Source organism: Streptomyces chumphonensis (assembly GCF_014779715.1).
In the GTDB taxonomy this organism is placed as follows: Bacteria; Actinomycetota; Actinomycetes; order Streptomycetales; family Streptomycetaceae; genus Streptomyces; species Streptomyces chumphonensis.
On record NZ_JACXYU010000017.1, the window covers coordinates 58,362 to 78,837 of the forward strand.

Annotated in this window: 21 protein-coding genes; 14 read left to right on the top strand and 7 right to left on the bottom strand. The window is 73.8% G+C overall.

Annotated elements, in window-relative coordinates; all coding sequences use genetic code 11:
• Positions 1-1,032 carry a MerR family transcriptional regulator gene (locus tag IF129_RS23430; protein ID WP_224755464.1) on the bottom strand — a complete coding sequence of 344 codons (1,032 nt, stop codon included), beginning with the start codon at positions 1,030-1,032 and terminating at the stop codon, positions 1-3.
• 153 nt (positions 1,033-1,185) lie between these two features.
• Between IF129_RS23430 and IF129_RS23435 the strand changes: the two genes are divergently transcribed.
• The 5 genes from IF129_RS23435 to IF129_RS23455 all read left to right on the top strand — a co-directional run bounded on the left by IF129_RS23435 (position 1,186) and on the right by IF129_RS23455 (position 4,484).
• Positions 1,186-1,839 carry an RNA polymerase sigma factor gene (locus IF129_RS23435; protein ID WP_191211800.1) on the top strand — a complete coding sequence of 218 codons (654 nt, stop codon included), beginning with the start codon at positions 1,186-1,188 and terminating at the stop codon, positions 1,837-1,839.
• Positions 1,836-2,453, top strand: coding sequence for a DUF4383 domain-containing protein (locus IF129_RS23440; protein WP_191211801.1), 618 nt, complete (start codon positions 1,836-1,838; stop codon positions 2,451-2,453). Before IF129_RS23435 ends, IF129_RS23440 begins: the two co-directional genes overlap by 4 nt.
• 115 nt (positions 2,454-2,568) lie before the next feature.
• Complete coding sequence (locus IF129_RS23445) at positions 2,569-3,411, top strand: DUF4397 domain-containing protein (RefSeq protein ID WP_191211802.1); 843 nt, start codon at positions 2,569-2,571, stop codon at positions 3,409-3,411.
• A gap of 17 nt (positions 3,412-3,428) precedes the next feature.
• Positions 3,429-4,106, top strand: a complete 678-nt coding sequence (locus IF129_RS23450) for a class F sortase (protein ID WP_191211803.1) — start codon at positions 3,429-3,431, stop codon at positions 4,104-4,106.
• 120 nt (positions 4,107-4,226) lie between these two features.
• Positions 4,227-4,484 carry an anti-sigma factor gene (locus tag IF129_RS23455; RefSeq protein WP_191211804.1) on the top strand — a complete coding sequence of 86 codons (258 nt, stop codon included), beginning with the start codon at positions 4,227-4,229 and terminating at the stop codon, positions 4,482-4,484.
• A gap of 24 nt (positions 4,485-4,508) precedes the next feature.
• Here the strand turns inward: IF129_RS23455 and IF129_RS23460 are convergent, their stop codons facing one another.
• Complete coding sequence (locus IF129_RS23460; protein WP_191211805.1) at positions 4,509-6,011, bottom strand: peptide MFS transporter; 1,503 nt, start codon at positions 6,009-6,011, stop codon at positions 4,509-4,511.
• A gap of 418 nt (positions 6,012-6,429) precedes the next feature.
• Here IF129_RS23460 and IF129_RS23465 point away from each other — a divergent pair, with 418 nt between their 5' ends.
• Together IF129_RS23465 and IF129_RS23470 are read left to right on the top strand one after the other, a co-directional pair.
• Positions 6,430-7,110: a response regulator transcription factor gene (locus tag IF129_RS23465; RefSeq protein WP_191211806.1), complete on the top strand. Its 681-nt coding sequence runs from the start codon at positions 6,430-6,432 to the stop codon at positions 7,108-7,110.
• Positions 7,111-7,129: 19 nt separating this feature from the next.
• Positions 7,130-8,398 carry an ATP-binding protein gene (locus IF129_RS23470; RefSeq protein WP_191211807.1) on the top strand — a complete coding sequence of 423 codons (1,269 nt, stop codon included), beginning with the start codon at positions 7,130-7,132 and terminating at the stop codon, positions 8,396-8,398.
• Here IF129_RS23470 and IF129_RS23475 read toward each other — a convergent pair.
• Positions 8,327-8,833: a GtrA family protein gene (locus IF129_RS23475; RefSeq protein WP_191211808.1), complete on the bottom strand. Its 507-nt coding sequence runs from the start codon at positions 8,831-8,833 to the stop codon at positions 8,327-8,329. The genes IF129_RS23470 and IF129_RS23475 overlap by 72 nt on opposite strands.
• A gap of 145 nt (positions 8,834-8,978) precedes the next feature.
• Between IF129_RS23475 and IF129_RS23480 the strand changes: the two genes are divergently transcribed.
• From IF129_RS23480 to IF129_RS23495, 4 genes are all read left to right on the top strand, one after another.
• A complete protein-coding gene (locus tag IF129_RS23480) occupies positions 8,979-10,118 on the top strand; it encodes a 5-(carboxyamino)imidazole ribonucleotide synthase (RefSeq protein ID WP_191211809.1) in 1,140 nt (379 codons plus the stop codon).
• Positions 10,115-10,651, top strand: coding sequence for a 5-(carboxyamino)imidazole ribonucleotide mutase (purE, locus tag IF129_RS23485; protein ID WP_191211810.1), 537 nt, complete (start codon positions 10,115-10,117; stop codon positions 10,649-10,651). Before IF129_RS23480 ends, purE begins: the two co-directional genes overlap by 4 nt.
• A gap of 11 nt (positions 10,652-10,662) precedes the next feature.
• A complete protein-coding gene (locus tag IF129_RS23490; RefSeq protein ID WP_191211811.1) occupies positions 10,663-11,859 on the top strand; it encodes a dipeptidase in 1,197 nt (398 codons plus the stop codon).
• A gap of 102 nt (positions 11,860-11,961) precedes the next feature.
• Positions 11,962-12,564 carry a hypothetical protein gene (locus IF129_RS23495; protein WP_191211812.1) on the top strand — a complete coding sequence of 201 codons (603 nt, stop codon included), beginning with the start codon at positions 11,962-11,964 and terminating at the stop codon, positions 12,562-12,564.
• A gap of 27 nt (positions 12,565-12,591) precedes the next feature.
• Here IF129_RS23495 and IF129_RS23500 read toward each other — a convergent pair whose 3' ends face one another.
• The gene (locus IF129_RS23500; RefSeq protein ID WP_318153906.1) at positions 12,592-13,632 is read right to left on the bottom strand and encodes a glycosyltransferase family 2 protein; all 1,041 of its coding nucleotides are present in this window, start codon (positions 13,630-13,632) and stop codon (positions 12,592-12,594) included.
• Between the two features lie 126 nt (positions 13,633-13,758).
• Between IF129_RS23500 and IF129_RS23505 the strand changes: the two genes are divergently transcribed.
• A complete protein-coding gene (locus IF129_RS23505; RefSeq protein ID WP_318153907.1) occupies positions 13,759-15,231 on the top strand; it encodes an LCP family protein in 1,473 nt (490 codons plus the stop codon).
• A 15-nt stretch (positions 15,232-15,246) separates the two neighbouring features.
• Here the strand turns inward: IF129_RS23505 and IF129_RS23510 are convergent, their stop codons facing one another.
• Complete coding sequence (locus IF129_RS23510; protein WP_191211813.1) at positions 15,247-15,801, bottom strand: acyl-CoA thioesterase; 555 nt, start codon at positions 15,799-15,801, stop codon at positions 15,247-15,249.
• A 169-nt stretch (positions 15,802-15,970) separates the two neighbouring features.
• Here IF129_RS23510 and IF129_RS23515 point away from each other — a divergent pair, with 169 nt between their 5' ends.
• Entirely contained in the window at positions 15,971-17,224 is a 1,254-nt protein-coding gene (locus IF129_RS23515) for an LCP family protein (RefSeq protein WP_191211814.1), read from the top strand.
• A gap of 67 nt (positions 17,225-17,291) precedes the next feature.
• Here the strand turns inward: IF129_RS23515 and IF129_RS23520 are convergent, their stop codons facing one another.
• Both IF129_RS23520 and IF129_RS23525 read right to left on the bottom strand, forming a co-directional pair.
• Positions 17,292-17,669, bottom strand: coding sequence for a VOC family protein (locus IF129_RS23520; RefSeq protein WP_191211815.1), 378 nt, complete (start codon positions 17,667-17,669; stop codon positions 17,292-17,294).
• Positions 17,670-17,701: 32 nt separating this feature from the next.
• Positions 17,702-19,042: a UDP-glucose dehydrogenase family protein gene (locus IF129_RS23525; protein WP_191211816.1), complete on the bottom strand. Its 1,341-nt coding sequence runs from the start codon at positions 19,040-19,042 to the stop codon at positions 17,702-17,704.
• A 157-nt stretch (positions 19,043-19,199) separates the two neighbouring features.
• Here IF129_RS23525 and IF129_RS23530 point away from each other — a divergent pair, with 157 nt between their 5' ends.
• The gene (locus tag IF129_RS23530; RefSeq protein ID WP_191211817.1) at positions 19,200-20,381 is read left to right on the top strand and encodes an acyl-CoA dehydrogenase family protein; all 1,182 of its coding nucleotides are present in this window, start codon (positions 19,200-19,202) and stop codon (positions 20,379-20,381) included.
• The last annotated feature ends 95 nt before the right edge of the window (positions 20,382-20,476 follow it).

Genomic DNA, 20,476 nt, shown 5'->3' on the forward strand with positions numbered 1-20,476 from the left:
TCACGTCGCCGGAACCAGACTCTTCAGCAGGGCGAGGGCCTCCGCCAGGCCGCGCGGCCGGTGTGCGTGAGCCGCCGGAGCCCCCGCCCAACCGGGACCGGCGGTGAGGACCGCCGGCCGCACGCGCGCCCCCCGCACGCCCCAGGCCGTCCGGGCCAGGTGCTCCGCGAACGCCCGGCTCGACGTCGAGCGTGACTGGGACCACAGGACGACCGCCGTGGGCCCGGTCCGCCGGACGGTCTCCTCCACGGCGGGCGCGGGGACGGCCGCCCCGAGCATCAGCAGCGGGACGCCGAGCGGAGCGCAGGCGGCGGCGAGCGCCTCCAGCGGCAGCGCGTGCAGCTCGCCGGGCATGCAGGCCAGCACGACGGGGGGCGCGTCGGCGCGGCCCCCGTCGTGCTGGCCCGCGTGACCGGCCGGGACCCCGGTGACGGAGGCGGCCCGCAGCGTCGCGGAGACGTGCCAGGACAGCAGGTGCTCGACCTCCACGTACCGGTCGCCCTCGGACGCCCACTTGCGCCCCACGGCCCGCAGCGCGGGCATCATCACCTCGTCCCACGCCTCCACCAGGCCGTAGGCGGCGATGGCGGCGCTCAGCGCCTGTTCGACCGCCCGCGCGTCGAGCCGCATCGCGGCCCGTGCCAGGCCACGGCACTCCGGCCGGACCCCGCCGCCCAGCGGCAGGCCGCCCCCGGCCCCCGGGCGGGCCGCACCGGCCCGCGACCCGTCGGCACCGGCCCCCTCGGCCCCGGCCGCGTCCGGAGCGGCGACCGCCGGGACGTCGGGCGGCCGCGCGCCCCGCAGCGCGGCCGCGGCCGCCTCGGCGGGGGCCAGGCCCGTGGCCGTCAGCCGACACATCTCCTCCAGCATCCGGACGTCGTCCGGCGTCCAGCGCCGGTGCCGTCCCTCGGCACGCGCCGTGGGGCCGACGCCGTACCGCCGGTCCCAGGAGCGCAACGTCGTCGGGGAGACGCCGAGCCGCCGGGAGACGGCTCCCGTGGTCAGCCCCGCCGTGGCCTGTGGAGTGTCCATGCCTGCCATGATACGACGCACAATCAATGCAAGTTGCTCCCGTTGCGTCGATTCACGATGCTCGCAGACAACGAGACCGGCCGGACCGGCAGTGCGTCGGACCGGCCCCGGAACCCGCACCCCGGGTCCGGCCGTCGGCGGGAGGAGCCCTCCATGCAGGTCAGTCCCACACGCACCGCCCCTCCCGGGACCGAGCGGGCGCTGCGCGCTCCGGTGGAGGAGCTGCTCGGCGACGAGGAGCTGGCCGCACGCTTCGCCCGGGGAGGTGAACGCGAGCTCGCCGCCGTCTACGGACGCTGGTCCGCGCTCGTCCACACCCTCGCCGTGCGGGCCCTCGGCGACGCCTCCGAGGCGGAGGACGTCACCCAGCAGGTGTTCCTCGCGGCCTGGCGCGGCCGGCACGGCTACCGGCCGGAGCAGGGCCCGCTCGGCGGATGGCTGGTCGGCATCACGCGGCGCCGGATCGCCGACGCCCTGGCGGCCCGCTCCCGCCGCGGCGACCTGGCCGCGCGGGCCGCGGCGCGGGGCGGCCCGGTGGCGCCGGAACAGCGGGAGGCGGAGGCTGCCCTTGACCGGGTCCTGCTGGCCCACGAACTCGCCGCGCTCCCGACCGCGCAGCGGCGCGTGCTGCGCCTGGCCTTCTACGAGGACCTCACCCAGGCGCAGATAGCCGAGCGCACCGGGCTCGCGCTGGGCACCGTGAAGAGCCACGCCCGGCGCGGCCTGCACCGGCTGCGTACCCGGCTGACCGAACAGGCCGGCCCCCCGACCGCGCCCGTATCACCCGTTCGGAGGAGTGCACCATGAGACTGCAGGACGAACTCCCCGTCGACCACCGCCTGGCCGTCGTCTACCGCTACGGCGCCGCCCTGAGCGGCCTGATCCTCCTGGTCTTCGGCATCCTCGGCTTCGCCGACCGGCTGGCCTTCTTCGACACCGACGGGACGCGCGTCGCCGGGCTGTCCAGCAACGGCCTGCTCAGCCTCATCTCGGTCGTCTTCGGGGTGCTGCTCATCGTGGGGGCCGTCGTGGGCGGCAACTTCGCCTCGACGCTCAACATGACCGTCGGGGCGCTCTTCCTGCTCAGCGGCTTCGTCCACCTGGCCATCCTGGAACGGTCGGTCAACATCCTGGCCTTCCGGATGCCCAACGTGATCTTCAGCTTCGTGATGGGGCTGCTGATCCTCACGTTCGGGATGTACGGGCGGGTAAGTGGCGGACTTCCACACGACAACCCCTACTGGAAGCGGCGCCATCCCGAACGGGCCGACGCCCGGCCCTCCCGGCCCACGGCCGGGGCGCTCACCGCGGGCGGCCCGTCGCGCGCCGCCACCGAAGCGGCCCCCTCCGACGCCCTGCCGCCCGCAACCAAGGGCGCGCGGCGGGAGCGGTCGGCGAGAAGGGAGGAGAGCGGTACCTGACCGGTCCGGCTCGGCGGAGATTCTCTCCCGCACGGTGCATCCGCGACGGGTGCGCAGCCGGAAGTGGTGGGTGAAGGTCCACAGTTCCCCTGGCCCCGACCTCAAGGGAGTCCCCATGTCACACATACGCAAGAGCACCGCGCTCGCCGCGACCCTCGGCACCTGCGTCCTCGGCCTGGGTGTGGCCGCACCCGCCGGTGCGGCGGAGGGCGACGACGCGATGGTGTCGGTCTTTCACGGAGTCCCCGGCCTGACGGTCGACGTCTACGCCGGTGACGAGGAGCTGATCCCCGACTTCGAGCCGGGCACGCTCACCGATCCCATGCCGCTGCCCGCGGGCAGCTACGACATCAAGGTCTTCCCCGACGGCGCCGACCCCGCGTCCGACGACCCGGCCATCGAGAAGACGGTCGAGGTCGCCGCCGGGGACAACGCCACCATCGCCGCGCACCTCAGCGAGGACGGCGAGCCCGAGCTCACCGCCTACGCCAACGACACGTCCGACGTTCCGGCCGGCCAGTCCCGGCTGACCGTGCGGCACGTGGCCGCCGCCCCGGCCGTCGACGTCCGGGCCGGTGGGCAGCCGGTCTTCGAGGGCCTGACGAACCCGAACGAGGACACCGCCGAGGTGGACGCCGGCACCGTCTCCGCCGACGTGACGCTCGCGGGCACCGACGACGTCGTGATCGGCCCGGCCGACCTGACCCTGGAGGAGGGCACCAGCAACGTCGTCTACGCCTGGGGCAGTGCCGAGGAGGAGAACCTCGCCCTCAAGGTCCAGACCCTGAGCGGCATGCACTCGGCTCCCAGCGGTGTGGAGGCCGGCGCCGGCGACACCCAGGCGGGCGGCAACTCCGCCGCGGCCTGGCTCGCGGGCTCGGCGGGTGCGGCGGCCCTGGTCGCCGGAGCGCTCGCCCTCGGCAACCGTCGCCGTGCCGCCACGGTCACCCGCGACTGACGCGGCTGCGGGCAGTGATGCGCAACCGGCCGCTGCCGGCCCGCGCCGTCCTGGCTGCCGCGGTGCTCTGCGCCGCGGCAGCCCTGCTCGTCGTGCTGCTCGCCCCGGGTTCCGCCCCGGACGACTTCGGGGCCCGGCCCACCGCGCCCCCGGCCGCCCCCGGGCCCGAGGACCGGCCCCGGGCCGCCGAGGACGCGGAGGCGGCCGGTCCGGACGGCAGTCCCGGCACTCCCGCGCCGGAGCGGTCGCCGGCGGCCCCGACGGCGGTGACCGTCCCCCGGATCGGGCTGGACGCCACCGTGGAGCCGGTCGGCGTCCAGGCGGACGGGACCGTCGAGATCCCCGAGGCGCCGCAGGCCGCCGGGTGGTACCGCTTCGGTACCGCGCCCGGCGCGTCCGACGGCTCGGCGGTGCTGGTGGGGCATGTGGACTTCGAGACCGGCGAACTGGGTGAGTTCGCCGCCCTGTACGACGTCCGGCGCGGCGACACCGTCCGCGTGGACCGGGGCGACGCTCCCGCCGCCCGCTACGAGGTGACGGCCCGTGCGGTCGTGGACCAGGACGAGCTGCCCCGGGAGCTCTTCCGGCGCGACGGCCCGCACGTCCTCACGCTCATCACCTGCGCGCCGCCCTACGACGAGGAGGACGGCTACCGCAACAACCTCGTCGTCACGGCCGAGCCCGCCGAGGGCTGAGGCCGCCGGAGGCGGGGCCCGGGGCCGGGACGGCGGGACGCCCGCCCGGCCGTCCCGCCGCGATACCGTTCGGCATCCGGCGGGTCCGGCCTTCGGAACCGCCGCACGAGAGGGGTCCGCATGCGGCACATCGACTCGGCGGACCTCGCCGTCCGCGCACTGGACGGGGACGCGGCCCGCCTTCCGGCCCGGGAAGCGGCGCACCTGCGCGACTGCCCGTCCTGCGCCCGGGAGTTGGCGTCCTACCGCAGGGTGGTGCAGGCGGGTCGCACGGCGGAGGCCGCCGACGTGCCGACGCCCCCGCCGCCCTCGGTCTGGGACGCCGTCCTGGCCGGGATCGAGGACGACGCGTCCGGCGGGGACGGCCCGCCACCCTAGGGCGCACGGCCGCCCGCGCCGAGATCAGTCGACGCCGCCCATCAGCGTGCGCAGGCGCCGCGCGCCCGCCATGAACGCCAGCCCCGCCGCCACGGCGACCACGGCCCACATCGTGTAGTACAGCGTGTCGCCCAGCGGCTCGTTGAGCCGGGTGACCCAGCCGTTCAGCGCGTTGCCCGTGGCCGTCGCCAGGAACCACAGGCCCATGATCTGGCTGACGAACTCCCTGGGCGCCAGCTTCGTCGACAGCGACAGGCCGACCGGCGACAGGCACATCTCGCCGAGCGTCTGCACCAGATAGACGCCCAGCAGCCAGAAGACGGTCACCCGGCCGGTCTCCGAGCCGGCCGCCGCCGCGCCCGCGAGGCCCATCAGGCCGAAGGAGCCGCCGATGAGCAGCATCGCCAGGCCGAACTTCACCGGTGCGCTCGGTTCGCGTTCGCGCTGCGCCAGCCGCACCCACAGGGCGGCGAAGACGGGCGCGAGGATGATCACGTACACCGGGTTCACCGACTGGAACCAGGAGGCGGGGAACTCCCAGCCGCCCGCGATCGTGCGGTCCGTCTTCTGGTCGGCGAAGATCGTCAGCAGGGAGCCGGACTGGTCGTAGATCATCCAGAAGAGCACGGCCGTGACGAAGAACCAGACGAACGCGACGATCTTCGGCCGGTCCGCCGTGGCCAGCCGAGGGCTGCGGAAGATCGTCCAGAAGTAGCCGACCGGGAGGACGATGCCCAGCACGGCCAGCACGTTGACGACGTGCTCGACCGTGAACGTCCCCAGCGCCACGTCCGCGACGAGCGCGCCCACCGCGACGCCGCTCCACAGCAGGACCCGGCGCAGGACGCGCCGCTTCTCCTCGGGGGAGGCGGGGTTGGCCGGGTGCAGCCCCACGGTGCCCAGGTGCCGGGCGCCGAACACGTACTGGACGACGGCCAGGGTCATGCCGACCCCGGCGACGCCGAAGCCCAGGTGCCAGTCGACCTTCTGGCCGAGGGTGCCGACCACCAGCGGCGCGGCCAGGGCGCCGATGTTGATGGCCATGTAGAAGAGCGTGAACCCGGCGTCCCTGCGGGCCCCGGACCGCCCCTCGTAGAGGCCGCCGACCATCGCGGAGATGTTCGGCTTCAGCAGCCCGGTGCCGACGGCGATCAGCGCCAGGCCGAGGAAGAACGTCGCGTCGTGCGGGATCGCCAGGACGTAGTGCCCGGAGGCGATCACGATGCCGCCGACGAGGACGGCCCGGCGGGCGCCCCACAGCCGGTCGGCGACCCAGCCGCCGGGCATGGACGTCATGTAGACGACGGCGTTGTAGACGCCGTAGATGGCGGCGGCGAGGGCCTCCCGGTCCTCCAGGGGCCCGTCGAGGACTCCGGCGATCAGGTAGAGGACGAGGATGGCCCGCATCCCGTACCAGGAGAAGCGCTCCCACATCTCCGTCATGAACAGGGTGGCCATCCCGCGGGGGTGGCCGAAGAAGGTCGTGCCGCCGGGGGCGGCCTCGCCCTTCGTCGTGCTGGACGCCATGGGGGGTTCCTTGTGGGTTCGGGACGCGCGCCGCAGGGGTGGGGGACGTGCGCCCGGACGGTGCCGCGGGCCGATGGCGCCGGTCCGCGCGGGAGAAGGGCCGGGTGGTCCGCCCGGTCACTGCAGGGCGCGGCGGGCGGGTCCGGCGCTCACCGCCGGCCGCGTCACCCGTCGTCGGCCCTGGCCCCCGCAGGGGAGGCGCGAACACCTTACGCGAGGTTCAGCCGCCACTCGTCGACCGGTGAGGCACGGAACACAGGTAGATACAGTATTTACCTAATCTTTTCAAAGGTAGAACTCCTCGTTGATCAATGGATCGCGGAGTAGACCACAGGTGCCCCGCCTCGCCCCGCCGTCGGCCACGGCCGGCCCCCGTCGCCCGGTCAACGCGCCACCCGCGCCGGACTACCATCGGGCCATGACCCGCGTACTGCTCGCCGAGGACGACGCCTCCATCTCCGAGCCGCTCGCCCGGGCCCTGCGCCGGGAGGGCTACGAGGTGGAGGTGAGGCAGGACGGGCCGAGCGCCCTCGACACCGGCCTCCACGGGGAGATCGACCTCGTCGTGCTGGACCTCGGGCTGCCCGGCATGGACGGGCTGGAGGTCTGCCGCCGGATGCGCACCGAGGGCTTCACCTTCCCCGTCCTCGTCCTGACGGCCCGCGCCGACGAGGTCGACACCGTCGTCGGCCTGGACGCGGGCGCGGACGACTACGTCACCAAGCCCTTCCGGCTGGCCGAACTGCTGGCGCGGGTGCGGGCCCTGCTCCGCAGGGGCACCGCCGACCCGGCGCACCAGCCGCCCCCGGCCCACGGCGTCCGCATCGACGTCGACTCCCACCGCGCCTGGATCGGCGAGGACGAGCTCCAGCTCACCGCCAAGGAGTTCGACCTGCTGCGCGTCCTCGTGCGCGACGCGGGCCGCGTCGTGACGCGCGACCAGCTGATGCGGGAGGTGTGGGACACCACCTGGTGGTCCTCCACCAAGACGCTCGACATGCACATCTCCTGGCTGCGCAAGAAGCTGGGGGACGACGCGGGCAACCCCCGCTTCATCACCACCGTGCGCGGCGTCGGCTTCCGGTTCGAGAAGAACTGACCGGAAGACCCCACCCGCCATGCGCCGCCGACTGATCAACTCCATGCTCGCCGTGGTCGTCGTCGTCATCGCCGTGTTCGGCATCTCGCTGATCACCGTCGAGACCCAGGCCATCGAGAAGAGCGCCCACGAGACGACCCGCTCCGAGGCCGCCCGGCTGGTGGCCGTCGTGGAGGCCCGGATCGCGGCCGGCGAGCGGGTGACGGCCGAGACCATGCGCAGTGCCGTGCCGGCCGACCGGTACGTGCGCATCGAGCTGCCCGGCCAGGGGCCCATCTCCCTCGGAGAACGGCCGCAGGGCGGCGTCATCGAGGGCCGGGCGACGGGCCGCAACGGCGAGGTCGTCGTCGTCCGGCAGCCGCGCAGCGTCGTCACGGACGAGGTGGGCCGCATCCTCATGATCATCATCGCTGTGGCGCTGGTGACGATCGTGGCCGCCGCCCTCCTCGCCGTCCGCCAGGCCCGCCGGGTCGCCGCGCCCCTGACCGACCTGGCCGAGACCGCCGAACGCCTCGGCTCCGGCGACCCGCGCCCCCGGCACCGGCGCTACGGCGTGCCGGAACTGGACCGGGTCGCCGACGTGCTGGACTCCAGCGCGGAACGCATCGGCCGCATGCTCACCGCCGAACGCCGACTGGCGGCCGACGCCTCCCACCAGCTCCGCACCCCGCTCACCGCCCTGTCCATGCGTCTGGAGGAGATCGTCCACACCGCCGAGACGGAGGGCGACCACTCCGACGTCGTCCGCGAGGAGGCCGCCATCGCCCTCGCCCAGGTGGAGCGGCTCACCGACGTCGTCGAGCGGCTGCTCACCAACAGCCGCGACCCCCGCTCCACCTCGGCCGTCGGCTTCGACCTGGACGAGGTGGTGCTCCAGCAGGTCGAGGAGTGGCGGCCCGCCTACCGCGGCGCCGGCCGGGCCATCGTGCACTCCGGCAAGGCCGGGCTGCGCGCGGTGGGCACGCCCGGCGCCGTCGCGACCGTCCTGGCGACGCTCGTGGAGAACGCGCTCATGCACGGCGGCGGCACCGTGGCGCTGCGCACCCGCGTCGCCGGGAACCAGGTGGTCGTCGAGGTGACCGACGAGGGGCCGGGCGTCGACCCCGGGCTGGGCTCCCGCGTCTTCGAACGCACCGTGAGCGGCCACAACTCCACCGGGCTCGGCCTGGCCGTCGCCCGCGACCTCGCCGAGGCCGACGGCGGGCGGCTGGAGCTGCTACAGCAGCATCCGCCGGTGTTCGCGCTCTTCCTCAGCCGAGAGGCCGTCGACGACCCCGTCGACGGCTGACGAACGCCCCCGGAACACCCAGGTGCGGTAGGACCAGAACCGGAACGCCGTGGCCAGCCCGAGCCCCACCACGTTCTTGGCGAGGTTGTCCGCCAGCGGCGAGGTGAAGCCGAAGCCGTAGTGCGACAGGGCCAGCGTGCCGTTCTCGATCACCAGCCCCACGCCGCTGAACACCAGGAACAGCGAGACCTCGCGCCGTATCCGCCGCTTGTCGGTGTGCTGGTAGGTCCAGTAGCGGTTGCCGACGTAGTTCGTGGCGATGGCGACGGCCGTGGCGATCACGCCGGAGCGCACCGGTGCCAGTCCGAAGGAGTGGATGCACAGGTTGAACACGGCGACGTTGACCAGGAAGCCGAAGGCTCCCACCGTCCCGAACTTCGCCAGCTCCCGCAGGAGGCGCTTCAGGCGGACGGCGAGCGGCAGTCGTTCACCCATCGTGATCCTCATGCCCCGTTCGGTTCGGCTCCGGCCCCTGCCCCTCATGCTAGAGCCTTCCCCGCGAACCGGCCGGGGCGCGGCGGGGGCGGCTCCCGCCCGACGCGGGTACGGTCCCGGGCCCGGTTCCGCTTACCCTGGGACCGTGACGTTCCCGGTAGTCGGCATGGTCGGCGGTGGCCAGCTCGCTCGTATGACCCACGAGGCGGGCATCCCGCTCGGCATCCGTTTCAAGCTCCTCAGTGACACCCCCCAGGACTCGGCGGCCCTGGTGGCCGGTGACGTCGTCATCGGCGACTACCGCGACCTGGACACGCTGCGTGACTTCGCGCGCGGCTGCGACGTGGTCACCTTCGACCACGAGCACGTGCCGACCGAGCACCTGCGGGCCCTGGAGGCGGACGGCGTCCCCGTCCGCCCCGGCCCCGACGCACTCGTGCACGCCCAGGACAAGGGCGTCATGCGCGCCCGGCTCGACGCCCTGGGCATCCCCTGCCCCCGGCACCGCATCGTCGCCGACCCGGCCGACGTGGTCGCCTTCGCCGCCGAGGGCGGGGGCTTCCCCGTCGTCCTCAAGACCGTGCGCGGCGGCTACGACGGCAAGGGCGTGTGGGTCGTGCGGAACGCGGAGCAGGCCGCCGAGCCGTTCCGCGCCGGGGTGCCGGTGCTCGCGGAGGAGAAGGTCGAGTTCGTGCGCGAGCTGGCCGCGAACGTCGTCCGCTCCCCGCACGGCCAGGCCGTGGCCTACCCCGTCGTGGAGTCGATCCAGGTCGACGGCGTGTGCGACACGGTCATCGCCCCGGCGCCGGGGCTGAGCGACCAGAGCTCCGCCGGGGCCCAGGAACTCGCCCTGCGCATCGCGGCGGAGCTCGACGTCGTCGGGCACCTCGCCGTCGAACTGTTCGAGACCCGGGACGGCCGCACCCTCGTCAACGAGCTGGCCATGCGCCCGCACAACTCCGGCCACTGGACGATGGACGGCGCCGTCACCTCGCAGTTCGCCAACCACGTGCGCGCCGTCCTGGACCTGCCGCTCGGCGACCCGCGTCCCCGCGCCCCCTGGACGGTCATGTGCAACGTCCTCGGCGGCGACTACCCGGACATGTACAGCGGCTACCTGCACTGCATGGCCCGCGACCCGCAGCTCAAGATCCACATGTACGGCAAGGACGTGAAGCCGGGCCGCAAGGTCGGGCACGTCAACACCTACGGCGCCGACCTCGCCGACGTGCGCGAGCGCGCCCGGCACGCCGCCGACTACCTGCGAGGAACGATCACGCAATGAGCGACGCCCGCCCCGCCCCCGTCGTCGGCATCGTCATGGGCTCCGACTCCGACTGGCCCGTCATGGAGGCCGCCGCGGAGGCCCTCGCCGACTTCGAGGTCCCCTACGAGGTCGACGTCGTCTCCGCCCACCGCATGCCGCGCGAGATGGTCGACTACGGCGAGCACGCCGCCGACCGCGGGCTGAAGGCCGTCATCGCGGGCGCCGGGGGCGCCGCGCACCTGCCCGGCATGCTCGCGTCCGTCACCACGCTGCCCGTGATCGGCGTGCCCGTGCCGCTCAAGTACCTCGACGGCATGGACTCGCTGCTGTCCATCGTCCAGATGCCCGCCGGGGTGCCGGTCGCGACCGTCTCCGTGGCCGGGGCCCGCAACGCCGGGCTGCTCGCCGTCCGGATGCTCGCCGCCCACGACGACGGGCTGCGCGAGCGCATGGCGGCCTTCCAGCGGGAACTGAACGAGCAGGCCACCGAGAAGGGCCGCAGGCTCCGCAACAAGACCGCCGGCGGCGCCGGTTTCGGCTTCGGCAACTGAAGGACCCGCACGTGAGCGACGCGCACCCCGCCCTGGCCCGCGCCCGGCGGCTGCTGGCCGAACACCCCGTCGTCGACGGGCACAACGACCTGCCCTGGGCCCTGCGGGAGCAGGTCCGCTACGACCTGGACGCCCGCGACATCGCCCGTGACCAGTCGGCGTTCCTGCACACCGACCTGCCCCGGCTGCGCGCCGGAGGCGTGGGCGCCCAGTTCTGGTCGGTCTACGTCCGCTCCGACCTCGCCGGGGAGGCCGCCGTCACCGCCTGCCTGGAGCAGATCGACGCCGTGCGGCAGCTGATCGAGCGCTACCCGGACGACCTCGAAGCGGCCCTCACCGCCGACGCGATGGAGGCCGCCCGGAGCCGGGGCCGCATCGCCTCCCTGATGGGCGCCGAGGGCGGGCACAGCATCGCCAACTCCCTGGGCACCCTGCGCCAGTTCCACCGGCTCGGCGTCCGCTACATGACGCTCACCCACAACGACACCATCGACTGGGCCGACTCCGCGACGGACGCGCCCCGGCACGACGGCCTGACGGCCTTCGGCGAGCAGGTCGTCCGCGAGATGAACCGCGTCGGCATGCTGGTCGACCTCTCGCACGTCGCCGCCACCACCATGCGCGACGCGCTGCGCGTCACCCGGGCGCCGGTGGTGTTCTCGCACTCCTCGGCCCGCGCGGTCTGCGACCACCCGCGCAACGTCCCGGACGACGTCCTGGCCCAACTGCCCGCCAACGGCGGCGTGGCGATGGCCACCTTCGTTCCGAAGTTCATCCTCCCCGAGGCCGTGGAGTGGACCCGGCGGGCCGACGAGAACCTCCGTGCCCACGGCCTGCACCACCTGGACACCTCACCCGAGGCGATGGCGCTCCACCGCGCCCACGAGGACGCCCACCCGCGCCCGGTCGCGACCGCCGCCACCGTCGCCGACCACCTCGACCACATGCGGGAGGTCGCCGGCGTCGACCACATCGGCATCGGCGGGGACTTCGACGGCACCGCGTTCCTGCCCGCCGGGCTCGACAGCGTGGCCGGCTACCCGAACCTGATCGCCGAACTCCTCGACCGCCGCTGGTCCGAGGCCGATCTGGCCAAGCTCACCTGGCACAACGCCGTCCGCGTCCTGCGCGACGCGGAGGCCGTGGCCCGCGAACTCACCGCCAGCACGCCGCCGTCCAACGCCACCCTGGACCAACTCGACACCTGACGGCGGCCTCCGCGCCAATTTCCGGTGACCCGTGGCCGGAACGCCCGGGGTCCCCGGCCCACGGCCGGGGAGCGCGCCCGACCTTGCTGCATGATGAAACGCATGACCCTTCTCAGGCGGCGCCTGCCGCTGCTCCTCGCACCCCTCGTGCTGGTCGCCTGCGGATCCGAGCCCGCGGACGTCCCGGACCAGGGCGAACTGGACCGGCGGATCGAGATCATGGGCTCCGCGCCCGACCTCGTCTACCTCACCGAGGCCGAGGGCTACACCCTCGCCCGGCAGTCCGTCGGGGTCTACGGCGCCGAGGGCTTCAGCGCCTCCTACGTCGCCCAGGAGTCCGGCGCCGTGTTCCAGCTGACCGTGGACCACGGCGACCTCGACTGCGCGGATCCCGCCCTGGTGGACGGCTCCTCCGGCGCCGAGGTGACGTGCGAGGAGGACGGCGGCCTGCTCTACCGCTCCACCCCGGACGGCCACGAGTACGCCCGCGCCGAGGACGGACACGTCGTCCGGGTCGGCTCCGCGCGGGACGAGGCCACCCGCGAGACCCTGCGGCAGGCCGCCGACGCGGCGCACCGCGCGCAGGGCGCGGAGCTGGACGAGATCCTGCCGCCGCTGTCCGACGCCCCCGCCCCCGTGGAACGCGGTGACCTGCCCGAGCACGGCGACGGCGCTCCCCAGGACCCGCCGGGCGTCAGCGGCTGACGTCGGGGCCGCTCGGGCGCGTCGGCGTCAGGAGCCCGTGACGGTCACCGGCTCGCGGCGGGAGGCGATCACCTTCCGGGCCAGCGACCGGGGGCTCGTCAGGTAGCCCCAGCCCCAGGACATGTGCATCGTCGCGAGGGCCACCGGGATCCGGACGCGGGCCCTCCACGGCAGGCCCCGGCCCGCCGGGAGCGAGCCCGCCGTGATCGCCGCCAGGTAGCCGCCGGGCACCAGGAGCGCCCACGGGCTGACGGCCGCACCGAGCACGGTGCCGGCGGCGACGGCGAGCAGGGCCGTCGGCGGCGCCAGGTAGCGCGGGTTGATCGAGCCGGGGTGGTACCGGGCGACGACGTGCCGCCAGCGCCCGTAGTTGCGGTACTGCTTCGCCAGCGCCCGCACCGACGGCCGCGGCCGGTAGGACACCAGCAGCTCGGGCGAGAACCAGATCCGCCCGCCCGCCGCCCGGATGCGGTAGTTCAGCTCCCAGTCCTGCGCCCGGACGAACTCCTCGTTGTAGCCGCCCTGCTGCTCCAGCACCTCGCGGCGGAAGACCCCCAGGTAGACGGTCTCGGCCTCACCGGCCCGGCCGCCGGTGTGGAAGGCCGCGTTCCCCACGCCGACCCGGGACGTCATCGCGGCGGCGACGGCCTGCTCCCACGCCGTCTCGCCCTCGGCGTGCATGATGCCGCCGACGTTCGCCGCGTCCTGCTCCGCCAGCAGCCGGACGGCCGTCGCGATGTAGCCGGGGGAGAGCATGCCGTGCCCGTCCACCCGGACCACGACGGGATGGCGGGAGGCCCTGATCGCCGCGTTCAGGCCCGCCGGGGTCCGGCCCGTCGGGTTCGGCACGGTCCGCACCCGGGCGTCCTCGGCCGCCAGCGCGGCGGCGATCTCGTCGGTGCGGTCCGTGGAGGGCCCGAGCGCGATCACCACCTCCAGCTCACCGGGGTGGTCCTGCGCGAGGATGGCCCGCACCGACTCCCTCAGGTGCCGCTCCTCGTTGAGCACGGGCATGATCACGGAGACGGCGGGGGCGGGCGCCGCCCCGCCGGGTGCTGCGGAATTCACCCGGTCACGTTACCGCGAACGGGGGAACACCTCCGCACGGCCGCCGCGCCTGACGCCCGCGACACTCCCGGCGCACTAGCGTCGCCGGGGCGTGTCACAGCCCCACCCCTGCGCGAAGGTGCTTCCGTGCCCGCTACGCCGCGCCCCCACCGGCGCCGACCCGCCCGCCGCCCACCCCGGTGGGGGCTGCGGATCAGCGCCTGCACGGCCGGCGTCGTCCTCGCCGTCAGCGGCTTCGGCCACGTCGTCGTGACGGGCGTGGCCGACGGCATCGGCCGGGTGGACCCCTTCAGCGACCTCGACCAGCGGCCCGACCGGGGCCGGGGGCTGAACTTCCTCGTCGTCGGGGTCGACGACCGCGACGAGGTCTCCGAGGAACAGCGCCGGGACCACCGCCTCGGGGGCGAGGCCTGCCGCTGCACCGACACGATGATGCTCGTGCACCTCTCCGAGGACCGGGAGCGGGCCTCCGTGGTGAGCCTCCCCCGGGACACCTACACCACGCTCCCCCCGCACACCGACCCGGCGTCCGGGGCGCGGCACGGCACCGAGCGGGTCAAGCTCAACGCCGCCTACACCCACGGCGGGCCGCAGCTGACCGTACGGACCGTGGAACGCCTGACCGGCGTCCACGTCCACCACTACCTGGAAGTGGACTTCACCAGTTTCATGAAGACGGTGGACGCCCTCGACGGCGTCCCGGTCTGCACGGCCCGGCCGCTCAAGGACAGCCACTCCGGACTGGACCTGCCCGCCGGGACGAGCGTCCTGAACGGCGGCGAGGCCCTGAGCTACGTCCGCGCGCGGTACGTCGACGGCGCCGCCGACCTCGGCCGCATGGAGCGCCAGCAGCGGTTCGTCGCCTCCGTCATCGACCGGGCCACCCGCAGCGGCGTGCTGGTGAACCCGGCCCGCTTCCGCGCGGTGACCGGTGCCGCACTCGGCTCGGTGCGTGCCGACCGGGGCTTCGGCACCGAGGAGATGCTGGCCCTCGGGAAGGCGATGCGTGGCTTCGGCCCGGCGTCCTCCGAGTTCACGACGGTGCCGATCAAGAACGCCCGCCACCGGGTGCCGGGGCTGGGAGAAACGGTCCTGTGGGACGCCGCCCCCGCACGGAAGCTCTTCACGGACCTGCGCGAGGACCGTCCGCTGGCCGGCCCGCGGCCCGCGGGGGAACCCGCGCGGAAACCCGCGCAGCGGGCCGTCCCCGTGGAGGTGGCGCCCCGCAACATCCGCGTCCAGGTCGACAACGGCACGCGCGAGGCGGGCCTCGGCCACCGGGTGGACCAGGAGCTGGCCGACACCGGGTTCGCCACGACCGGCGTCCCCGGCAACGCCGAGAAGCAGGACGCGAAGCGCACCGAGATCGCCTACGACCCCCGCTGGGACCGCTCGGCACGGGCCCTGGCCGCCGCCCTCCCCGGCGCGGAACTGCGCGCCGTCGAGGGTCGGGGGCCCCTGATGCGCGTCACCCTCGGCGCGGAGTTCGACGGCGTCACCCCGGTGCGTGCCGCCGCGCCGCAGGGGGACGGGGGCGCCGATCGGCGCACCGGCCACAGCGCCGTCCGGGGCGACGAGGTCGTCTGCCCGGACGGCTGACCCCCGCCGCCCGCGTCACTCGTCGCGCAGGCCCTCCGACTCCCGCCGCCGGCGCAGCTCGCGGATGGCGCGGCGGCGCGCGAGACGGTGGGTGCGGCGGATGTGCGCCTCCTGGTAGCGCCGCCGGTCCCGCTCGGTCTGGGGCATGACCGGCGGCACGGGCCGGGGCTTGCCCTCCGTGTCGACCGCCGCGAAGACGAGGTAGGCCGTACCGACCTGCGTCGCGGCGGAGGACTCGTTCCAGCGCTCGGCGAGCACCCGCACGCCGACCTCCATCGAGGTCCGACCGGTCCAGTTGACCTGCGCCTTCACGTGCACGAGGTCGCCGACGCGGACCGGCTCCAGGAAGACCATCTCGTCCATCGACGCGGTCACCGCCGGGCCCTCCGAGTGACGCCCCGCCACCGCCCCGGCGGCGTCGTCCACCAGCTTCATGATCACGCCACCGTGCACGGTGCCGAGGAGGTTGGTGTCGTTGTGCGTCATGATGTGGCTCAGCGTGGTGCGTGAGGCCGAGGTCGGCTTCGCCGCGAGCTCGCTCTCGGCGGCGGCCTGCTCTGGATCGGTCATACCGCCACCCTACGGTCCGTCCCCCGGGCGGACCGTGGGCCACCGTGGGCGACCGCGGGCCACCGCGGGACGGCGGCTCGTCCGCGAATGCATCGAAACCGCTACAGCCGTGGCCCTGTTCTGTGCCCGGGTGTGTCGCCCGGGCGGCCCACAGGGCACACTCACTCGCATGAGCGACTGGCCCCAGGGATGGACCGGAGACCGCGACCGCTACGGCCGCGGCGCAGGCAGTGCCGAACCCGAGAGCGCCCGCGTCATGCGGACGGTGCGGGGCGCTCCCGTCCCGTCCCAGGCGGCCGGCGGACACGACGCCGGGCCCGCCTACGGGGCGCCGTCCACCTACGACGCCGGCCACGGCCGGGAACCGGACCGCTCCCACGGCGCCGGCTCCGGTGGCTACGGCGCGGGCCCGGCCGGAGCGCCGCGCCCCCGGCCGAACCGGGGCCGCCGCGTCAAGGTGGGGCTGATCACCCTCCTCGTCGCCCTGCTGGTGATCAGCGTGGGCACGTACCTCTGGGCCGACTCCAAGATGCGGCGCGAGGTCGACCTGTCCGCCGTCGAGGACCGGCCGGAGCCCGGCGAGGGCACGAACTACCTGATCGTCGGCTCCGACAGCCGCGCCGGTCTGAGCGAGGAGGACCGGGACCGCCTGCGCACCGGCTCCGCCGAGGGCAAGCGCACCGACTCGATGATGATCCTGCACGTCGGCGACAACGGGAACAGCCTCATCAGCCTCCCGCGCGACTCCTGGGTCACGATCCCCGAGTTCACCGGCTCGGAGTCCGGCAACCGCATACCGGCGCAGGCCCAGAAACTCAACGCCTCGTTCTCCATCGAAGGCCCGGAGCTGCTGGTCAGGACCGTGGAGTACAACACCGGGCTGCGCATCGACCACTACGCGGAGATCGGCCTGGGCGGCTTCGCCAACCTCGTCGACGCCCTCGGCGGCGTCGAGATGTGCTTCGAGGAGCCCGTCAAGGACAAGAACTCCGGGGCCGACTTCGCCAAGGGCTGCCACGACCTGGACGGCGCCGAGTCCCTCGCCTTCGTCCGCAACCGCTACAACGTCGCGGGCGGCGACCTCGGCCGTACCCAGAACCAGCAGAAGTTCCTGGCCGCCCTCGCCAAGGAGAGCGCCACCCCGGCCACCGTCCTCAACCCCTTCCGGCTCTACCCGACCATCGGCGCCGGCATGGACTCGCTGATCGTCGACAAGGACATGAGCCTCTTCGACCTGGCCTCGATGTTCTGGGCCATGAAGGGACTGAGCGGCGGCGAGGGCACCCAGATGAACATGCCGATCGAAGGGCCCTTCACGGCCCCGAACGGCGCCTCCGCGCTCAAGTGGGACATGGAGCGCGTGAAGCCGCTCATGCGGCAGCTGCGGAACGACGAGAAGGTGACGGTCAAGGGCGACGGCTGACGCCGGGCGCCGGGAGGGTCGGACCGTCGGCGCGGTCCGACCCTCCCGGCGCGGTCCGGCCTCCGCCTCAGCAGGCGCAGAGGCAGAAGGGGTGCCCGACCGGGTCGGCGTAGACCCGCCAGTCCCGCTGCCCGCCGCCGTCCCCCTCCAGCAGCGTCGCCCCCAGCTCCAGCACCGCCCGTTCGGCCTCGTCCAGCCGCTCGCGGGGCACGTCGAAGTCCAGGTGCAGCTGCTGGGGGTGCTCGGTGGACGGCCACCGCGGCGGCCGGTACCCCTCCGACCGCTGGAAGGCCAGCCGCCGCTGCCCCTCGGCGTCGACGAGCTCGACCCACTCCTCCTCGCTGTCCTCGGCGATCTCCCAGTCCAGCACCGCGCCGTAGAAGGCGGCCAGGGCGCGCGGATCGGGACAGTCCAGCGCGGTCACTCCGAAGGCGGCGATGGCCATGGGGGCGTGCTCCCGTCGTCAGGGGTCCGGTCTCAGGCGGTGGGACGTCCCAGCGCCCGGAACGTCCAGCCTGCCTTGCGCCACACCGCCGGGTCCAGCGCGTTTCTGCCGTCCAGGATGTGCCGCACGGCGACCTCCTCGGCCAGCCGCTCCGGGTCCAGCTCGCGGAACTCCCGCCACTCCGTCAGGTGCAGCACCACGTCCGCCCCGCGCACGGCCTCCAGCGCGCCCGACGCGTACCGGAGCGTGGGGAAGATGGCCCGGGCGTTGTCCATGCCCTTCGGGTCGTAGACGGTGACCTGTGCGCCCTGGAGATGCAACTGCCCGGCCACGTTGAGCGCGGGGGAGTCCCGGACGTCGTCGGAGTCCGGCTTGAACGTCGCACCCAGCACCGCGACGCGCCGGCCCAGCAGCGTCCCCCCGACGGCGTCCCGCGTCAGCTCCACCATGTGGCCGCGCCGACGCATGTTGATGGAGTCGACCTCACGCAGGAACGTCAGCGCCTGCGAGGCACCCAGCTCGCCCGCGCGGGCCATGAAGGCGCGGATGTCCTTGGGCAGGCAGCCGCCGCCGAAGCCGATCCCCGCCCGCAGGAACTTCGAGCCGATGCGTTCGTCGTGCCCGATGGCCTCCGCCAGCTTCACCACGTCGCCGTCGGCCGCCTCGCACACCTCGGCCATGGCGTTGATGAAGGAGATCTTGGTCGCCAGGAAGGAGTTCGCCGCCGTCTTGACCAGTTCGGCGGTCGCGAAGTCGGTCACGACGAAGGGCGAGCCCTCGCCGATCGGCTGCGCGTAGACCGTCCGCAGCAGCTGCTCCGCCCGCTCCGAGCGCAGCCCCGCGACGATCCGGTCGGGGTGCAGCGTGTCCTGGACGGCGAACCCCTCCCGCAGGAACTCCGGGTTCCAGGCGAGCTCGGCCTCCGCCCCCACGGGCGCCAGCTCGGCGAGGCGCGCGGCCAGCCGGTCGGCGCTGCCCACCGGCACCGTCGACTTGCCGACGACGAGCGCCGGCCGCGTCAGCAGCGGCGCCAGCGTCTCGATCACCGCGTCGACGTAGCTCATGTCGCAGGCGTACTCGCCGTGCCGCTGCGGTGTGTGCACGCAGACGAAGTGGATGTCGCCGAACTCCGCCACCTCCGCGTAGGAGGTGGTGAAGCGCAGTCGCCCGGAGGACCCCTCGACGCCCTGCACGTGGCGCGCCAGCAGCTCCTCCAGCCCGGGCTCGTAGATCGACGCCCGGCCCCGGGACAGCATCTCGATCTTCTCCGGCACCACGTCCAGGCCCAGCACCTCGAACCCGAGGTCGGCCATGGCGGCGGCGTGCGTGGCACCGAGGTATCCGGTGCCGATCACGGTGATCCTGGGGGCCATGCGGGTACTCCTGAGGGTGTGGACGGAACCCGCCCGAGCATAGCCGGGCCGGTTGTGTGACTGTCGGCAAGCTCACCTGTACCTCCGAGCCCCGGGCCCCTTAGAATTGGGTTACTTAACGGTAGTTAGCAACGCATCTCCAGGGGAGTGAGCCACCGTGGCGGGAGCCGCTGATTTCGACCTGTACCGGCCGTCCGAAGAGCACGACATGCTCCGCGACTCGGTGCGCTCGCTCGCCGAGGCGAAGATCGCCCCCTTCGCCACGGCGGTGGACGAGGAGGCCCGCTTCCCGCAGGAAGCGCTCGACGCCCTCGTCGCGAACGACCTGCACGCCGTGCACGTCCCCGAGTCCTACGGCGGCGCCGGCGCCGACGCCCTGGCGACCTGCATCGTCATCGAGGAAGTGGCCCGCGTGTGCTGCTCCTCCTCCCTCATCCCGGCCGTCAACAAGCTGGGCTCCCTGCCGGTGATCCTCTCCGGCTCCGAGGACCTGAAGGCGAAGTACCTCGGCCCGCTCGCCAAGGGCGACGCGATGTTCTCCTACTGCCTCAGCGAGCCCGACGCGGGCTCCGACGCCGGCGGCATGAAGACCCGCGCCGTGCGGGACGGCGACGCCTACGTCCTCAACGGCGTCAAGCGCTGGATCACCAACGCCGGCGTCTCCGACTACTACACGGTGATGGCCGTCACCGACCCGGAGAAGAAGACGCGCGGCGGCGTCTCCGCCTTCGTCGTGGAGAAGGGCGACGAGGGCGTGTCCTTCGGCGCCCCCGAGAAGAAGCTCGGCATCAAGGGCTCCCCGACGCGCGAGGTCTACCTCGACAACGTCCGCATCCCCGCCGACCGCATGATCGGCGCCGAGGGCACCGGCTTCGCCACCGCGATGGCGACGCTCGACCACACCCGCATCACCATCGCCGCCCAGGCCCTCGGCGTCGCCCAGGGCGCCCTGGACTACGCCAAGGGCTACGTGCGGGAGCGCAAGCAGTTCGGCAAGCCCATCGGCGACTTCCAGGGCGTCCAGTTCATGCTGGCCGACATGGCCATGAAGCTGGAGGCCGCGCGGCAGCTCACCTACGCCGCCGCCGCCCGCTCCGAGCGCGTCGCGCTCGGCGCCGACGGCAAGGGCGAGGACCTCACCTTCTACGGCGCGGCGGCCAAGTGCTACGCCTCGGACGCCGCCATGGAGATCACCACCGACGCCGTCCAGCTCCTCGGCGGCTACGGCTACACCCGTGACTACCCGCTGGAGCGCATGATGCGCGACGCGAAGATCACCCAGATCTACGAGGGCACCAACCAGGTCCAGCGCATCGTCATGGCCCGCAACCTGCCGTAGGGCGGGTTCTCCCAGGCCGGCACCGGCTCGGGGCGTCCACCCCGTGACGTGCCTCAGCCGAACGGCCCCCGGCGCCGCGCCGGGGGCCGTTCGGC

Bases quoted from the DNA above. Each gene is read 5' to 3' on its own strand.
- IF129_RS23450 (WP_191211803.1), top strand. From the start codon at position 3,429: ATGCGCAACCGGCCGCTGCCGGCCCGCGCCGTCCTGGCTGCCGCGGTG.
- purE (WP_191211810.1), top strand. From the start codon at position 10,115: ATGAGCGACGCCCGCCCCGCCCCCGTCGTCGGCATCGTCATGGGCTCC.
- IF129_RS23475 (WP_191211808.1), bottom strand. From the start codon at position 8,833: ATGGGTGAACGACTGCCGCTCGCCGTCCGCCTGAAGCGCCTCCTGCGG.
- IF129_RS23445 (WP_191211802.1), top strand. From the start codon at position 2,569: ATGTCACACATACGCAAGAGCACCGCGCTCGCCGCGACCCTCGGCACC.
- IF129_RS23515 (WP_191211814.1), top strand. From the start codon at position 15,971: ATGAGCGACTGGCCCCAGGGATGGACCGGAGACCGCGACCGCTACGGC.
- IF129_RS23455 (WP_191211804.1), top strand. From the start codon at position 4,227: ATGCGGCACATCGACTCGGCGGACCTCGCCGTCCGCGCACTGGACGGG.
- IF129_RS23440 (WP_191211801.1), top strand. From the start codon at position 1,836: ATGAGACTGCAGGACGAACTCCCCGTCGACCACCGCCTGGCCGTCGTC.
- IF129_RS23465 (WP_191211806.1), top strand. From the start codon at position 6,430: ATGACCCGCGTACTGCTCGCCGAGGACGACGCCTCCATCTCCGAGCCG.
- IF129_RS23525 (WP_191211816.1), bottom strand. From the start codon at position 19,042: ATGGCCCCCAGGATCACCGTGATCGGCACCGGATACCTCGGTGCCACG.
- IF129_RS23460 (WP_191211805.1), bottom strand. From the start codon at position 6,011: ATGGCGTCCAGCACGACGAAGGGCGAGGCCGCCCCCGGCGGCACGACC.
- IF129_RS23510 (WP_191211813.1), bottom strand. From the start codon at position 15,801: ATGACCGATCCAGAGCAGGCCGCCGCCGAGAGCGAGCTCGCGGCGAAG.
- IF129_RS23470 (WP_191211807.1), top strand. From the start codon at position 7,130: ATGCGCCGCCGACTGATCAACTCCATGCTCGCCGTGGTCGTCGTCGTC.
- IF129_RS23430 (WP_224755464.1), bottom strand. From the start codon at position 1,032: ATGGACACTCCACAGGCCACGGCGGGGCTGACCACGGGAGCCGTCTCC.
- IF129_RS23435 (WP_191211800.1), top strand. From the start codon at position 1,186: ATGCAGGTCAGTCCCACACGCACCGCCCCTCCCGGGACCGAGCGGGCG.
- IF129_RS23495 (WP_191211812.1), top strand. From the start codon at position 11,962: ATGACCCTTCTCAGGCGGCGCCTGCCGCTGCTCCTCGCACCCCTCGTG.
- IF129_RS23520 (WP_191211815.1), bottom strand. From the start codon at position 17,669: ATGGCCATCGCCGCCTTCGGAGTGACCGCGCTGGACTGTCCCGATCCG.